The 15,729-nt window shown below is 41.5% G+C and carries 13 protein-coding genes; 2 read left to right on the top strand and 11 right to left on the bottom strand.

The genetic code is table 11. The features are described from left to right. Positions 1 to 105: 105 nt before the first annotated feature. Positions 106 to 1,650, bottom strand: coding sequence for a fatty acid--CoA ligase family protein (locus tag HNR31_RS07775; RefSeq protein ID WP_181555688.1), 1,545 nt, complete (start codon positions 1,648 to 1,650; stop codon positions 106 to 108). A 927-nt stretch (positions 1,651 to 2,577) separates the two neighbouring features. Here HNR31_RS07775 and HNR31_RS07770 point away from each other — a divergent pair. Beyond that, on the top strand, positions 2,578 to 2,826 hold the full coding sequence (locus tag HNR31_RS07770) for a hypothetical protein (RefSeq protein ID WP_181555687.1): 249 nt from the start codon (positions 2,578 to 2,580) through the stop codon (positions 2,824 to 2,826). Between the two features lie 94 nt (positions 2,827 to 2,920). On the opposite strand, the gene HNR31_RS07765 is transcribed toward HNR31_RS07770, so the two are convergent. Next, on the bottom strand, positions 2,921 to 3,655 hold the full coding sequence (locus HNR31_RS07765; RefSeq protein ID WP_181555686.1) for an MBL fold metallo-hydrolase: 735 nt from the start codon (positions 3,653 to 3,655) through the stop codon (positions 2,921 to 2,923). A gap of 150 nt (positions 3,656 to 3,805) precedes the next feature. On the opposite strand from HNR31_RS07765, the gene yhfH reads away from it, so the two are divergent. Next, positions 3,806 to 3,943 carry a protein YhfH gene (yhfH, locus tag HNR31_RS07760; RefSeq protein ID WP_181555685.1) on the top strand — a complete coding sequence of 46 codons (138 nt, stop codon included), beginning with the start codon at positions 3,806 to 3,808 and terminating at the stop codon, positions 3,941 to 3,943. 91 nt (positions 3,944 to 4,034) lie between these two features. Here the strand turns inward: yhfH and HNR31_RS07755 are convergent, their stop codons facing one another. The 9 genes from HNR31_RS07755 to hemE all read right to left on the bottom strand — a co-directional run bounded on the left by HNR31_RS07755 (position 4,035) and on the right by hemE (position 15,656). Next, the gene (locus tag HNR31_RS07755) at positions 4,035 to 4,862 is read right to left on the bottom strand and encodes a carbohydrate ABC transporter permease (RefSeq protein ID WP_181555684.1); all 828 of its coding nucleotides are present in this window, start codon (positions 4,860 to 4,862) and stop codon (positions 4,035 to 4,037) included. A 15-nt stretch (positions 4,863 to 4,877) separates the two neighbouring features. Next, positions 4,878 to 6,215 carry a carbohydrate ABC transporter permease gene (locus tag HNR31_RS07750; protein WP_181555683.1) on the bottom strand — a complete coding sequence of 446 codons (1,338 nt, stop codon included), beginning with the start codon at positions 6,213 to 6,215 and terminating at the stop codon, positions 4,878 to 4,880. Between the two features lie 68 nt (positions 6,216 to 6,283). Further along, a complete protein-coding gene (locus tag HNR31_RS07745) occupies positions 6,284 to 7,591 on the bottom strand; it encodes an ABC transporter substrate-binding protein (protein ID WP_181555682.1) in 1,308 nt (435 codons plus the stop codon). Positions 7,592 to 7,648: 57 nt separating this feature from the next. After that, positions 7,649 to 8,662 carry a LacI family DNA-binding transcriptional regulator gene (locus HNR31_RS07740; RefSeq protein WP_181555681.1) on the bottom strand — a complete coding sequence of 338 codons (1,014 nt, stop codon included), beginning with the start codon at positions 8,660 to 8,662 and terminating at the stop codon, positions 7,649 to 7,651. 415 nt (positions 8,663 to 9,077) lie between these two features. Beyond that, a complete protein-coding gene (locus tag HNR31_RS07735) occupies positions 9,078 to 11,483 on the bottom strand; it encodes a YhgE/Pip domain-containing protein (protein WP_181555680.1) in 2,406 nt (801 codons plus the stop codon). Positions 11,484 to 11,558: 75 nt separating this feature from the next. Next, positions 11,559 to 12,131 (bottom strand): TetR/AcrR family transcriptional regulator, encoded by a 573-nt coding sequence (locus tag HNR31_RS07730; protein WP_181555679.1) that lies wholly within the window; start codon positions 12,129 to 12,131, stop codon positions 11,559 to 11,561. Between the two features lie 97 nt (positions 12,132 to 12,228). Next, entirely contained in the window at positions 12,229 to 13,653 is a 1,425-nt protein-coding gene (gene hemY / locus HNR31_RS07725) for a protoporphyrinogen oxidase (RefSeq protein WP_181555678.1), read from the bottom strand. A 16-nt stretch (positions 13,654 to 13,669) separates the two neighbouring features. Next, positions 13,670 to 14,605, bottom strand: a complete 936-nt coding sequence (hemH, locus tag HNR31_RS07720) for a ferrochelatase (RefSeq protein WP_181555677.1) — start codon at positions 14,603 to 14,605, stop codon at positions 13,670 to 13,672. A 4-nt stretch (positions 14,606 to 14,609) separates the two neighbouring features. After that, positions 14,610 to 15,656 carry a uroporphyrinogen decarboxylase gene (gene hemE, locus HNR31_RS07715; RefSeq protein ID WP_181555676.1) on the bottom strand — a complete coding sequence of 349 codons (1,047 nt, stop codon included), beginning with the start codon at positions 15,654 to 15,656 and terminating at the stop codon, positions 14,610 to 14,612. Positions 15,657 to 15,729: the final 73 nt, after the last annotated feature.

Raw genomic sequence — 15,729 nt, 5'->3', positions numbered from 1 at the left:
TTTTATGTGTTAAATTATATAAGTTTATTATTCTACTTTCAACTATAATTTTCATAAAAATATAAAAATTATAAAAATAAAAAGCACCGAAAATCCGGTACTTTTTTACGCCTGAGAGGATGTTAATTTCTCTTTCAATGCTCTTCGTAAAATTTTCCCCGTCGTATTTTTTGGCAGTTCTTCTAAAAACTCGATCGAGCTTGGAACTTTATATTTCGCTAAACGCTCGCGGCAGTAGTCAATAAGCTCTTCCTCGGTTAGGCTAGGATTTTTGGAGACGACAAAACATTTGACTGCTTCACCAAAATTGGGATCAGGCACGCCAATCACTGCCGCCTCGATAACGTCAGGATGGCTGTACAACACTTCCTCCACTTCGCGCGGATAGACATTATAGCCGCCGACGATAATCATATCTTTTTTCCGGTCGACAATATAAAAGTACCCTTCCTCGTCCATTTTTGCTAAATCTCCCGTATACAGCCAGCCATCGCGAATCGCGTGCGCCGTTTCTTCCGGCATTTTATAATACCCTTTCATGACGTTCGGACCGCGGACGACCAGTTCACCGACTTCACCGACCGCAACTTCTTCTCCGAATTCATTGACAACTTTATTTTCGACATTCATAATGCTTGTGCCGATCGAACCGGGTTTGCGCGGCCGATCAAGAGGGTTAAAACATGTCACTGGAGAAGCCTCCGATAATCCATATCCTTCTGAAACGATCACCCTAAATTTTTTCTCAAAATTTTTGAGCAGCGCTACTGGCATCGATGCCCCGCCAGAAATGCAGAGACGAAGTGTACGAAAATCATCTGGATTTCCTTCTTCATATTGGTAAAGAAAATTATACATCGTTGGAACTCCAGCAAAAATCGTCGCTTTTTGCTCTCGAGCAAGTTTGAAAATTTTCGCCGGGCTAAACTTCGGAACGATTAGCACCGTACCACCGTTCATCAGCGGTGCATTGAGCGCCACGGTTAAGCAAAAGACATGAAACATCGGCAGCGTGGCAATGACGCGGTCATCCTCATTAATTTTTAAATAGTTTGCAATGTCTTGAGCGTTTCTATAAAGATTTTTATGCGTTAACATCGCTCCTTTTGGCTTTCCTGTTGTTCCCGATGTGTAAAGGATGACAGCTGTATCATCGTCGGCTAACGTTGGACCCTCGTATTGAACATCCCCTGACAGAAGTATATCTGTAAACGATTTCATTTTTTTCGTTAATGAAATACCTTGTTCTTTTCCTTGTGGTGTTTCACAAATGATGACATGTTCAACTTGCGGCAGACGTGCTTCCATTTTGGCAAACAACGGAACAAGTAAATCGAAAGCGATGGCTGCTTTCACATCTCCATTCGTTAAAATATAACTGATTTCATCTGGCGTATAAATCGGATTTATCGGTATGACCGTCGCCCCTAAACGCAACGCCCCATATAACCCAATGACAAAATGCGGTGAGTTTCCGACTATTAACGCAATATGATCCCCTTTTTGAATCCCTATGTTGCGTAACCCGCTTGCAAATTTCGAAATCGCCGCATTCAATTCTCCATATGTACAACGTTCCCCTTCGTATACATACGCCTCCTTATCCGGTAATTGTTGAGCCACCTCTGCTAACCGTGATGATAGATTCATGAAACTCCCTCCCCCATAAAAGATAATGAATGAATAATCATTCATTTCATAATTTGAAAAATTCTAACTATATTATATGTAAACAATTAGAAATGAGCAAGAAAAACACAAGATCTGGTTTCATTTTAATCTGTTTTCCTTTCATTCCTATTTCACCTGCTTACACAATGTCGAAACCTTCATTTTTTTCGTACGCCGACAAAGGAGATGATTTTATCACATATCCTTCCACCAGAAAATCAAAATCCATCTTCGATAAAGTAATAGAAATATATTACGGTCAAGTGATTCTTTTAGAGATAAAGTTTGAAAAATAGTTGTTTCAGTTGCACAACATGAGCGGGCAATCCATTTGATCAGTTAAAGAATGACAGGGCTGAACAACCTCATTGGTATGAGTTTCTCTATTTTCACCCTAGTTTTGCCCCCTCTTTCTTAAAAATTCATTTTTCGGAGAATTATATTTGTTTCATTTGGTAAATTTTGAGTTGAAGATAAACCAATCGGTAAATGATGGAGCTACTATTTAAAAAACAATACAGTTGGCAATGCATGCGGCTCAACAATGATCAGAGAAAGTAACTTTGCAGGAACAGCTGCTGCAGCAATGGCAATTGTAACACAGGAATTGGCGCGCATACTGTTCCAGCACAATTGGGGTGGAGTGTAGCAAGGTCTCATGAAGTTGCCGATTCTTATCACATTAAAGCGACAGCTGGGAAAACTTACCCCATTGTTGCTCGGCCATAGTATGATGCATACAATTTTGATGTTTGGTATGATCCCCGTTTTCTGAAGTGATTATCGTGTTGGGGATGGAGATGTGTCAAAAATCAATATTACTATTACTATGTTAATTAAACAAAAAGTGGTATTGAAGACGCTCTTCTTTAACAAGCACCGTCGCAAAATTAGGAGAGGATTTAGATGAATTCTTTAAAAAATATCAATCTCGTTAAAATCATATCTTTTATCATTAGTGTGATAGGACTATTTCTCATCTTAAAGAGTCCTGAATTAGGGCAAAGTTCTGCATCTGCATGGGCACGTGAAGCAGGAGGAAGTGTGAAATCAGACGAGTGGATGCAAATGCTGCATGCCTATACTACATCATATAGAGCAGTAGGGATAATCTTTTTATCTATTGGTCTATTTTACGTGTTAAAGAAAGAATAGTTATTTCATCTCTTTATACATCATCCAAAAGTATAGCAAAACAAAAAGGTAAGCCACATATTCACATAACGAATATGGGCTTACCTTTATTTTTTTACTTTTCCCAAACAAGCCCCGTTTTTGCCAGTTGTACTTTTCCAGAAAACAATGCAGTTGCTTCCTTTACTAATTGCGGTAATTCGCCAAAATGCGGCAAATGAGTAAGCCAAAGCTCGCCGACATTCGCATCGCGGGCAATGGTTGCCGCTTCTTCGCTTGTCATATGTCCAGCCGGAGCAGCATTTTGACCTGCATAAAAATTGCATTCACAAATGAGTAAATCAGCATTTTCGGAAAACGGAACAAACTCCGGCAAATAGCTTGAATCTGCTGTGTATACGACCGTTGTCCCCCCTGCTGTAATCCGCATCGCATAGCAAGTCACCGGATGCATCGTCTTCATAAACTGAATCGTAAACGGTCCAACTTCGAGCGGTTTCTCAGGATCATATGAGATCGCTTTTGTGATTCCTTTATGCGCCAATCGAGTAAACCCGTCGCGATCGAACGAATGGCCGTAAATCGGAAGTTCGTGCAATGAAGCTCCAAGGTTTGTTTTAATCAGGCGTGCATATTGCAAAGGACCGATATCAGCAACATGGTCATGATGGTAATGCGAAATGATAACAGCATCAAGCTCTTCGACAGAAATATAATTTTGCAGCTTAGAAAGCACCCCGCTGCCGCAATCGACTAACAAGCGAAAACCATCATGTTCAAATAAATAGCCAGACGTTGCCTCGTTCACTGCCGGAAATCCGCCCCAGTATCCAATGACAGTAACTTTCATTATATTCCTCCTTAAAAACATGCTTTTTCTTCATCATACATAATTCCTCAATATTTTGCATCATTGATGAAATTTGTTTTAAAACAGTTATTGACATATCAAATTCTGTTATAATACAATATAAACAACAAAAGAACGGAGGCGATGGTGATGTTGGTAAGAGTGTTAGAATTTTTCAAAAGTATCCCACCTAAAAAATGTGCGGAATGCGGGAAAGAAATCGAAGAACAGCATGAATGCTACGGGAACAAATGTAACGATTGTTTAGGCGTTATCTATCATCATTAATAAAAAAAGGGATGCTCACCGTCAATGAGTATCCCTTTTTTCATGCAGTGTGATTTCTCTTATGTCATCAGGATCAATTGCATATTTTCCTTTACTCTTTCACCGAACCGGACGTTAAACCGGATACAATCCGACGCTGGAATAATAACACCATAATCACAAGCGGAATCGTAACAATGACCGTTGCCGCGGAGATTTCTCCCCAAGGAATCGTATATTGCCCTTGGAACATCGCAATTCCGACCGGAACGGTTTTATATTTTTCCGCTGTGTTAATCGTGAAGGAAAATAAAAACTCGTTCCACGCCGCAATAAAGACGAGAATCGATGTTGTGAATACCCCCGGTACAGCCAATGGCAAAATGACTTTAAAGTACGTCTGCATTGGGGTTGCTCCGTCCATTTTCGCCGCTTCTTCTAAATCAAACGGAATTTTTCTGAAAAACGTCACTAACAGCCAAATCGATAGCGGCAACGCAAATGTCGTATACGGAATAATTAAACCTAAATAACTGTTCGTTAAGCCAAATTTTTTCACAAACATATAAATCGGTGAAATCGTCGCAATTTGCGGAAACATAGATACTGCTAACACAATGCCAAGAATAACCGCTTTTCCTTTAAATTCAAGGCGTGCGATCGCATATGCGGCAAAAGCGGCAACGAATACCGTATAAACGGTCGTAATCGTCGCAACAACGGTGCTATTCCATAAATATCGTAAAAACGGATAGTTCACAAACACAGACACGTATGATTTCAATGTCGGATGGCTTGTAAACCAGTTAAACGCTCTGTCTCCGAACAGCTCGCTTAACGGCTTAATCGAACTAAGCAAAATCCATAAAAATGGAAACATAACGAAAAACACAAAGACAGCTAAAAACACGTAAAATAACGGGCCTGCTTTTTTCTGCATAATCTCACCCCTTCTTTATTTTTTCGCACTATCGGAGAGCAAATCAGCACCTAACAATTTAATATAAATAATCGAAATAATGGCTACGCAAATAAAGACGATGACCGCTAACGCCGAACCTTCTCCGAAGTTCGTTTGTGAGAACATCACTTTATACGCTAAAATTGAAATCGTTTCTGTCGAGTTCGCTGGACCTCCGCCAGTTAATACGTAAATTAAATCGAAGACGCGGAACGCATCAAGCGTGCGGAACAATAGTGCAACCAAAATGCTCGACTTTAATAACGGCAACGTAATTTTTATGAATTGCTGCCATTTTGTTGCTCCGTCAATCGAAGCAGCTTCATATAAAGAACTTGGGATCGTTTGTAAACCCGCAAGTAATAATAGTGCCATATAAGGAGTCGTCTTCCACACGTCAGCAAAAATGACGGCAAACATAGCGCCCACTTCTGTCGTCAGCAAATCTCCCATTCTATGAATAAGACCAATATCCGCAAAATACTTGGCAACAATTCCATTTTGTCCATCATATAAAAATTTCCACATCAACGCAGATACTGCCGTTGGAATCGCCCATGGAATCAGAATAGTAGCCCGTACAAGACCTCGACCGAAAAATGCTTTATTAATTAAAAGTGCAATTGCCAATCCCAGTACAAGCTCAACTGCAACAGAAATCACCGTAAATACGGTTGTATTCCATAGCGCCTTCCAAAGTCGATCATCTGTAAAATTATCTTTATAGTGCTTGAGTCCAACAAAGTTTGGTTCAATAATCGTTCCTTTTAGTCCTTGAGCAAGACCCGTTATTTTATCCGCTTGCTTTAGTTCACCTGCTTCTTTCATCTTTCCAAGTGTTTTTGCCACTTCGCGAATCGTGTTGTTGAATTTTTCCGCCACTTCTTTGTCTATCTCAACCATTTTTATCTCATCACTCGGAGACTCAAAATTATTCAATGCTTCGTCAACTTGTTTGTACCGCTTTGCTACTTCTTCATCAGAACGGATTTTCTCATCTATTCGTTGGAGTTGTTGCTGAACATTCGCTAATGTTTCTTTCACACCTCCGTTGGCAGTAGAAATTTCTTGTTTTAATGCACTATCTAAAAACGGATAGTTTTGTAAGTATCCTTCTAGATCAAGACTATAGTTTAAGTGAATCGATGATTTCGTCGGATCGTTTAATCGATAGTCAAACAAACTATAATAAAACGACTGAATGACAGGACAAATAGCGACCGCTAAAATTAATAACATCGCCGGAGCAACAAGCGCATATCCTAATCGACGCTCTGAACGCTTCTCGTTTCCTAATGACTTCTCTTTTTTCACACGCTTTCCCCCTAGCATAAAGGATATTAGCCTTCAGCGCTTGTATCACAGCGAGCTGAAGGCTAATGAAATTGATGAAACAGCGCTTATTTTTGCATGGCTGCCTTAATTTCTTTTTCCATATTAGCAACCGCTTGCTCAACAGTGATTTCCCCTGTAATCGCTTTAGAGACATTAATTTGAATAATTTCAGATACCTCTGGATAGTTTGGAACAACAGGGCGTGGTACTGCTGCATCTAATGCTTTAACAAATCCTTCTTCTCCAAAGAACGGATTCGCTTTTAAAACATCCGCGTCTTTAAACAATTCTGGAAGAGTTGGTGCCAAGCCGCCGTAAATAGCGGAAATTTTTTGTCCCTCTGGACCTGTCATGAATTTCACAAATTCCCATGCCTCTTTTTTATGTTTAGAATATTTATTGATTGCTGTCATCCAACCGCCTAATGTTGCCGCTGAACCTTTATCACCTGCCGGCAGCGGCGCTACGCCTACTTTGCCAACAATTTTTGATTGTTCTTTGTCGTTCGCTAGTGCATATTGATAAGGCCAGTTACGGATGAATGGAGATTGCCCTTCAATAAAGGCCGTATGAGATTCAGGCTCCGTAAACGTTGTAATGTTGCTTGGAACAACGTCTGATTTGACGATCTCAACCATTTTCTTCAAACCTTTAATCGTCTCTGGGCTATTAACGACAACGTTATTGTTTTCGTCAACAATTTTTCCGCCATACGAAGCGATGAATTCTACCGCATTACATACTAAACCTTCATATTGTTTCGCTTGCATCAAATACCCGTATTTTGTTCCGCCTTTGCCTTTATATTCTTTTGCTTTTGCTAGTAACTCATCCCACGTTTTTGGTACTTGATCTTTCGGAATGATGTCCGTACGATAGAATAGCATTCCCGCATCGATAAACTTTGGCAGCGCCCATTGCTTCCCGTCAAAGTTACCTGCCGCTAATGCTCCTTGATTGTACTTGTTCAAATCAATACCATCCTGTTCGATAAAGCGATCTAATGGCAACGTATAACCTGCTTGAGCAAATTCTGCCGGCCAGACAACGTCAAGATCCATGACATCAATTTCGGATGACTGAGCGTTTAACATCGTGACATACGCATCATGTTGTTTGCCCGTGTCAGCAGGCATTTCGCGAAACTCAACCTTGATGTTTGGATGGGATTCTTCAAACGCTTCGATAATTTTTTCGGTTGCTTTTGTCGAATCTTGGCCGCGGGCATACACAATTTTGACGACTTTTCCTGAATTTTCGTTTGGTTTCGTAGTGTCTTTTTTATTGTCGCCTGCATTATTGTCGTTTGAACATGCTGTTAACCCAAGAGCAAGCGCTAACATTGCTGATGAAAATTTCATAGCCTTTTTCATCATTGATCCCCCCTGTATATGGTAACGATTTCAGATAACGGTTCCATCATTGCTCTGTTACAATTTTGCAAGCTTGTTGGTAACGGTAGATCCTCTTATGATTAGCTTTAATGGGAATTTATATATTTCGCGCTGCCGATACGTTCGAGAATGAATTTTTTCAATCATCACTTCGAGCGCCTTTTGCGCCATTTTTTCCACCGGCTGGTGCACTGTTGTAATCGTCGGTTCCATGAGTTGCGTAATCGCTTGGTTATCAAAACCGACAACCGCAAGATGGTCTGGAACTTTGCAACCGTGCTTTTTCGCTTCAGAAATAATTCCCGCAGCTACTTCATCACTACCGGTAAATACAGCCGTTGGTGGTTCAGACAGAGAAAGCATTCGATGGAACACTCGCCTGCCATCTTCACTATGAAGCGTATCTCGAAATGCATACTGTTCATCGAAAACAATCCCATATTCCGAAAGTGCTTTTCGAAACCCAATTTCACGATGATTGGCAACATTGCTCCGCGTGCTGCCACGACAATAGGCAATGCGGCGATGACCTTGTTCAAGCAAATGCTTTGTTGCTATGTATCCACCATGCACTTGATCAAGCATGACTGATGGGACATTCGCTTGTTCATCAAATTCGTTGCATAGAACGATTGGACCATAGTCTAAAAAAGGCTCGAGCACTTCCCAATCATTTTGAATCGACGCGAGAATCACCCCGTCGACCTGCTTGGTTTTTAAAAGATTCATATAGTTTAATTCTTTTTCTGATGAGTATCTTGTTTGGCAAATAATCAATTGATAATTGTGCTCAGCAGCAGCGATTTCCATCGACTCGACTAATTGGCTGAAAAATGGGTTCATAATTCGCGGAACAAATAATGCTATCAGCTCTGTTTTTTGGCTCCGCAAACTTCTTGCCGAAGAATTCGGAACATAACCGAGTCTCTCCATCGCTTCCATCACCAGTTTCCGCTTTTCTTCAGAAACATACGGATGGTTGTTGATCACCCTTGAGACGGTTGTCCGCGATAGTCCTGCCAATTTAGCGACGTCTTCAATGGTTGACATAATTTCTTCCCCCTTACGCTTGCAAAAATGTAACACCTCCCCAGGTTTTTGAAACCGTTTTCATATTCGGATTATAATGTACTTTATCTAAATATTCAACTAATAATCTTCAAAGTTTCAAAAAATTTTTTAAATAAAAAAACGCCATCTCTTCAATTTCTCCTAAAAACTCCCCGCATCCTGCGTACAAACAGCGGAATTCCGTGAGAAGCAAATGTTCTCTCACTCAAAGGTGTTCTTGTCGCTCCAAGGAGACTGATTGGCCCCAGTGCAGCTTAAATCAGCGTTTTCTAAGCCATTCTTTAAGCAAGTTTTGCATCTATATCATTTCAAGAAGAGAACTGCTTGGGTGTTGGAACTAGATAAATTTCCGTTTCGCATTTATACTTTCTTAATCTAAAAAAACTCCTAAAGGCTACAATGCCTTAGGAGTTTCTGACATATCTTGTACTGCTTTGTAAAATTGTCGTTTATGTTGTATTGTAAAGTAAGTGATTGTTCCGAGAGCAAACACGATCATAAAAGCAAGTAAAGTATATGCATTTTTCCACATAAACGCAAAATCACCACTCGAAATGACAGAACGGAAGCCGGCTACGGAATACGTCATTGGCAACCAGCTGTGGATCGGTTGCAACACTTTTGGAATTAACTCTAATGGGAAGGTACCAGCACTTGTTGTTAATTGTAAGATTAAGATAATGATTGCTAAAAATCTTCCCGGATCACCTAACGTTGTGACAAGCAACTGAATTAACGCCATGAACGTTAAACTTGTGATGATCGTAAATACGATAAATCTTGCTATACTTTGCACTTCAATGCCTACCCCTGCAAGTAAAATCGTATCGGCTATCAACGATTGAATGATGCTGATCATAACTAGAACACCGAACTTGCTAATAAACCAACTTATTCCCGTTTTCGGTGTGCCTGCAGGTTCACGAAGAGGGAACACGATCGATACGAGTAAGGCGCCAACAAACAATCCTAACGATAAGAAGTACGGAGCAATCCCCGTTCCATAGTTAGGCACTTCGTTTAATTTTTCGTTTTTAATTTTAATCGGTTTCGCGAACATATCGTATACATCTTTGTTCGCTTTCACATTGTTAGCATCTTTGGCTCCATCGTTCAACTTGGCTGCCAATTCATTAGAACCTTTGTCTAGCGTCGTCATTCCTTCCGTTAATTGGTCAGATCCGTTAGAGAGCTGCTCCATTCCATGTGATAAGTTTCCTAATCCATTCGTGAGTTTTCCCATTCCGCTTGCCAATTGCCCAGATCCGGCTGCAAGCTGATTTGTACCATCTTGCAGTTTATCAGAACCGGAAGCAAGCTCATGTAGGCCGACTGATAATTGTCCGCTTCCATTCATAAGCTGAGTCATTCCACTTTTCACTTCATTCATTTTTTCACCGAATGTCGCTAACCCTTGTACAAGTTCTCTCTGTCCATCGGCTAATGCTTCTGCCCCTGTAGTGAGTTGCTCTTGTCCTGCTTCTAATCGTTTGAGACCGTCGCTCAAAGCAATCGTTCCGTTATGCAATTGCGCTGCTCCAGAAGAAAGCTGATCAGCCCCTTCTTTCAATGCTGTAGCGTTTTCGGAAAGTTGGCTTATACCGTTGGTTACTTGTTTGCTTCCATCAGCGAGTTGCCCCACGCTCGCTCGCAATTCTTCAAGTGCTGCTTTTTGCTGTGGATCGGACGTTTGGGCGATCATATTATCAAGCCGGGCTGTCAGTTGTTCAAGTCCAGTACTTACCTGTGCTGCCCCCATTTTTGTTTGTTCTGCTCCCTGCGCCCATTGTCCTAGTGATGCAGACAGATTGCTAGCTCCGCTTCGTAATTGTGCTGCTCCGTTTGCGAGCTGAGGGGTTTTTTCATTCATTTGTTTCATCCCATAAAGAGATTGCTTTAATCCATCAGACAGTTGCTGAGAACCATCTCTCGCTTTTTCTGCACCATCAAACAATTTCTCTTGTCCTTCGATCAAGCGGGCAAAACCAGCATTGAGCTGATTCATTCCGCCGCTTAGACGCTCAGCTCCGGAACTAGCGGATTGTAATCCACTTTTGAAAACCAATGATTTTTCAGCCATCGTTTTTAAATGTGTGTACATTTCTTGAGCGCCATGCTCCGCAGAGAGCGCACCGCTGTGAAGCTCGTGTGTACCAGCTTTGGCCGAATCAACCCCATCCTTTAGCTTTATCGCTCCCTGTTTGGCGGAATCAATGCCATCATGCAGTTTCTTTGCTCCTTCGCTTGCTGATTCGAGTCCTTTGGCCAACTTCTTGATATTTTGAAACATCGTTTCGGCGTATGTTTCCGTCAATGTATCAGCAACGTCTTCTCTCAGTTTTTCAACGGCTTTATTTCCAATTTGCGCTGCCAAAAAGTTCATGCTCTCATTCGGCATATAAATGAGTTCCATTTTATGAGGATGTTCATCCCGCAACGTCGTTGCATGCTTTGAAAAGTTTTCTGGAATTTTGATAACTAGATAGTATTTACGGTTTTTCAACCCCTTTTCCGCTTCTTTTTCGTCAACAAATTCCCAAGAAAACTGCTTTTTCTTTTTTAGATTCTCCACTAGATCGTCACCGATCTTCAACTGTTCTCCATTCAATGTTGCGCCTTGATCTTGATTGACCACAGCGACTGGTAATCTCTCTAAGTGGCCATACGGATCCCAAAATCCCCATATTAACATTCCGCTATACATAATAGGGATAAACAAAATAGCGATAATAGGAATCATAATTTTGCGATTCGTCATAATTGTCTTTAGTTCTTGTAAAAATAATGAAACCCCTCGCATCAGACACTCCCCTCCTTTGTACGATTGACCGTTTTGTCCATTTAGTCATTTTATGTTAAAAAGAAGAAGGACTATCTATTTCGACAATCCTTTTAGAAAATACAACTCAAATAATTCAGCGATTTTCTCTTTTGTTAGCGGCTCATGTTCTTTTTCCCAATCAACAATTAAGGCAAGATACACTTTTAGCATTAAAAAGGCAGTGATTTCGGCATCACAATTGCGAATTTCCCCTTTTTTTATGGCGATGTCAATTTTCTCACGAATGTAGGCGATAATCGCCCGATCCAATTTTTTCATCACTTCTTGAACAGCCGGTGTTCCGATATCGCGAACTTCTTGAAGAAGCTTCACTGTTAATTGATGCTGTTTGCGAAACTCCGAAATGCGATATAAAGCGCGATGAACGTTTTCAAAAAACGGACGATCGGGATCCATTGCCTGCTCTGCCGCTTCTTTTATTTCTAAAATAAGCGAGGAGATAATTTCGTCTAACAAATCCTCTTTGTTTTTAAAAAACGTATAAATTGTCCCTTTTCCTACATTCGCAAGTTTTGCCACTTGCTCCATCGTCGTTGCCTTATACCCGAACAAGGAAAAAGATTTTGTTGCTGCATCAATAATTTGTTGTTTTCGATCGACTGCCATGTTCCTCATCCTTTTAATTGACTAAATGAACATTTTGGTCATTCCGTAAAATTATCATACCACATTGGTTGATAAAAATAAAGAGGTTAACTCCTTATTAGTTAACCTCCACGGTTTCCCGCTTATGCACTCGTAAATAATCAAGCACTTTTTTCACCGCTTCTTCGCCTTGGTCAATGCAATCTGGCAAGCCTAATCCTTCATATGAGCTTCCTGCTAAAAACACGCCCGGAAGCGCTTCTGCCATATTTGCTTTCACCTTCTCAAGCCGCTCTTTATGTCCGACCGTATATTGCGGCATTGCTTCTTTCCACCTTGATACGATCGAAAATTCAGGACGCCCGGCAATGCGCATAATTTTGTTTAAATCGTCCATGACGACATTGACAATTTCATCATCGGACTGTTCGACGATTGCCTCATCTCCCGGCCGTCCGACATAGCAACGCAGCAACGCTTTTCCTTTTGGCGCGGTATGTGGCCACTTTTTATGCGTCCATGTGCAAGCGGTAATCGTATAATCGCTTCGGCGCGATACAACAAATCCTGTACCATCAATGTCTTGTTCAATTGCACTTTCGGAAAATGCAAGAGCAACCGTTGCTACCGACGTTGATGGCACTGATTTAAACGGAGCAAAAAACGGATAATCGGAAAACATCGTCGGTACCGTTTGATGCGGAGTCGCCACAATCACGCTATCAGCTGTCCATACGTCGCCGTTGCTTAGCCACAAACGATATTTTGTTCCTTGTCTTTCTACCGTTTCAACGCGAACTCCTTTTATGACACTTCCCGGCTCTAATCTCTTTTCGACTTCATCGACCAATGATTGCAGCCCTGTTTTTAATGTTTGAAACGCTCCTTTTCGCTGTTTCTCCGCTTTTGGCGTTGTTCGTTTCGTCCCTAACACAAGGCTGCCATACTTTTGTTCAACATGGAAAAACTGCGGGAACGTCGCCATTAAACTAAGCTGGTCGATATCGCCGGCATATATGCCTGATAAAAGCGGTTCAATTAAGTTTTCGACGACTTCATTTCCAAGTCTTCTGCGGAAAAATTGTCCTAAAGACAAATCGCCTTCCGCCTTTGTCGGCGGTAAAATGAAGTCGAAAGCAGCACGCAATTTTCCAAATGGGGAAAATAACCCCGTCGTTACAAATGGAGCGATTTTTGTGGGAATACCCATCACGGCCCCGCCCGGTATCGGGTACAAATTTCCCTTCAAAAGAATATACGATTTTCCTGTTGCGTTATGAACAATTTCGTCTTGTAATCCCACCTCATGAACGAGACGTGACGCGCTTAATTTTCTTGCTAAAAATGAGTCAGGACCGCGCTCGATCACAAACCCGTCACGAATAACTGTTTGGACTTTTCCTCCTAATCGGTGAGTTGCTTCTACTAATTTGCATTCCATAGGGAGCTGTTGCTCCTTAATAGCCTTTTGTAAATAATAGGCGGCCGCAATTCCTGTAATTCCGCCCCCAATAATGACAACCGTTCGTTTATCCTCACTCACTGTTTCATCGCCTTCTTTATAGGAGTTTTACACGCTTTAAAACGACCGTCGCTAATGCGTCAATAAACTGTGGTTGCGCATTCGGCATATCCGGTCTGTAATACTTTGCTCCAATTTCATCAGTTACATTTTTGCATTCGATATCATTATCATAAAGCACTTCTAAATGATCAGCAACAAATCCGACCGGAATATAGACAAAAGTCGTATATCCTTTTTCTTTGTGCAATTGTCTTGTTAAATCTTGTACGTCCGGTTCTAACCAAGGCTCCGGCGTATTTCCAGCGCTTTGCCAACCCACCGCGTAATGTGGTACATCTGCTTTTTTCGCAATCAAATCTGCTGTTTCTTGCAATTGTTGAGGATACGGATCACCGCTTGCAATAATCTTTTCTGGTAAACTATGAGCGGACACAATGAGCACGGCTTTTTCCCGTTCGTCATCACTCATGGTGGCATAAATTTCTCTCACTTTTTCGACCCAATAGTCAATAAATTTCGGCTCTTGATACCAACTATCAATCGTGTGGATCACTGGACCACCTAACTTTTCTGCTTCCGCCTTGGCACGCACGTTGTACGATTGAATGCTAAACGTCGAAAAGTGCGGAGCAAGAACAATGCTCACCGCTTCCCTAATTCCGTCCTCATACATTTGCCGGACCGCGTCTTCTACGAACGGCTCGATATGTTTTAGTCCTAAATACATGTGAAATTCGATTTCGTCTTGAATGTCGTTTAATCGTTTTTCCAATTGTTTGGCTTGTTCTAATGTAATTTTAGCGAGCGGAGAAATACCGCCAATCGCCTCGTAACGTTCTTTTAAATCTTGCAATAGTTCAGGCAAAGGTTTTCTGCCGTGGCGAATATGCGTATAATAACGCTCAATGTCTTCCTCCTTGTAGGGGGTGCCATACGCCATGACAAGTAGCCCCATTTTCCTTTTTGTCATTTCTCTACACCTTCCATTGTCGTGATGTATATTCGTGAATAAACGCTGTTAATCGTTTTAACGTTTCCGGCTGAATGTCTGGGAAAATTCCATGACCTAAGTTAAACACATACCCCGGCTTCTCCATACCCTGGTCTAAAATCTCTTTCACCCGCGCCTCGATAACGTCCCAAGGTGCCAACAGCACCGCCGGGTCTAAATTTCCTTGAATCGCTTTTGTAATTCCGTTCGCGCGCGCCTCACGAATCGGCAACCGCCAATCTAATCCAACGACATCAAGCGGCAAATCATTCCACTCTTTCGCTAAATGGCTTGCCCCGACTCCAAACATAATGAGCGGGACGTTTTCTTCCCGCAATGCGGAGAAAATGCGTTCCATCGTTGGTTTAATAAAGTAGCGATAATCTTCAACATTCACAGCGCCTACCCATGAATCAAAAATTTGAATCGCTTTGGCACCAGCATGAATTTGCGCTTTGACATAGCGAATCGTCATCTCCGCAAGCTTGTCCATTAACGCAAACCACGCTTTTGGCTCTGCATACATAAATGCTTTTGTTTTATTATAGTTTTTCGATGGTCCGCCTTCAATCATATAGCTTGCTAATGTAAATGGAGCACCGGCAAAACCGATTAACGGCACGCTCAATTGTTCCGTTGTGAGCAGCCTAATCGTTTCTAACACATACGGAACGTCTTCTTCTGGATGGATTTCACCGAGTCTTTCCACATCCGCAAGAGAACGAATCGGATTAGCAATCACCGGCCCGATTCCCCCTCTAATCTCTACATCTACCCCAATCGCTGGAAGCGGTGACATAATATCTTTATATAAAATCGCCGCATCGACATTGTACTGTTCGACCGGTAAACGGGTAACATAGGCACAAAGCTCTGGTTGATGCGTAATTTCAAATAAAGAGTATTTTTCTTTTAACGCGCGATACTCCGGCTGTGAACGGCCTGCTTGTCTCATATACCAAACCGGAACATAATCGGTCTTCTCACCGCGACAAGCGCGTAAAAATGTATCATTGATCGCTTTTGTCATATTCATCCGCCTTTCTGACTCTCACTTCTATCGTATCAACAAACACTTCTATCTAAAAGAAAAATGACTTGTC

The sequence above is a fragment of the Thermaerobacillus caldiproteolyticus genome (assembly GCF_013761245.1).
GTDB classification, from domain to species: Bacteria; Bacillota; Bacilli; order Bacillales; family Anoxybacillaceae; genus Thermaerobacillus; species Thermaerobacillus caldiproteolyticus.
This window is presented reverse-complemented; position numbering and strand designations above follow the sequence as displayed.

Excerpts from the sequence above, each read along its gene's own strand:
- hemE (WP_181555676.1), bottom strand. The coding sequence starts at position 15,656 with ATGACAAAAGCGATCAATGATACATTTTTACGCGCTTGTCGCGGTGAG.
- HNR31_RS07735 (WP_181555680.1), bottom strand. The coding sequence starts at position 11,483 with ATGCGAGGGGTTTCATTATTTTTACAAGAACTAAAGACAATTATGACG.
- HNR31_RS07740 (WP_181555681.1), bottom strand. The coding sequence starts at position 8,662 with ATGTCAACCATTGAAGACGTCGCTAAATTGGCAGGACTATCGCGGACA.
- HNR31_RS07730 (WP_181555679.1), bottom strand. The coding sequence starts at position 12,131 with ATGGCAGTCGATCGAAAACAACAAATTATTGATGCAGCAACAAAATCT.
- HNR31_RS07755 (WP_181555684.1), bottom strand. The coding sequence starts at position 4,862 with ATGCAGAAAAAAGCAGGCCCGTTATTTTACGTGTTTTTAGCTGTCTTT.
- HNR31_RS07770 (WP_181555687.1), top strand. The coding sequence starts at position 2,578 with ATGAATTCTTTAAAAAATATCAATCTCGTTAAAATCATATCTTTTATC.
- HNR31_RS07775 (WP_181555688.1), bottom strand. The coding sequence starts at position 1,650 with ATGAATCTATCATCACGGTTAGCAGAGGTGGCTCAACAATTACCGGAT.
- hemH (WP_181555677.1), bottom strand. The coding sequence starts at position 14,605 with ATGACAAAAAGGAAAATGGGGCTACTTGTCATGGCGTATGGCACCCCC.
- HNR31_RS07745 (WP_181555682.1), bottom strand. The coding sequence starts at position 7,591 with ATGAAAAAGGCTATGAAATTTTCATCAGCAATGTTAGCGCTTGCTCTT.
- HNR31_RS07750 (WP_181555683.1), bottom strand. The coding sequence starts at position 6,215 with ATGCTAGGGGGAAAGCGTGTGAAAAAAGAGAAGTCATTAGGAAACGAG.
- yhfH (WP_181555685.1), top strand. The coding sequence starts at position 3,806 with ATGTTGGTAAGAGTGTTAGAATTTTTCAAAAGTATCCCACCTAAAAAA.
- HNR31_RS07765 (WP_181555686.1), bottom strand. The coding sequence starts at position 3,655 with ATGAAAGTTACTGTCATTGGATACTGGGGCGGATTTCCGGCAGTGAAC.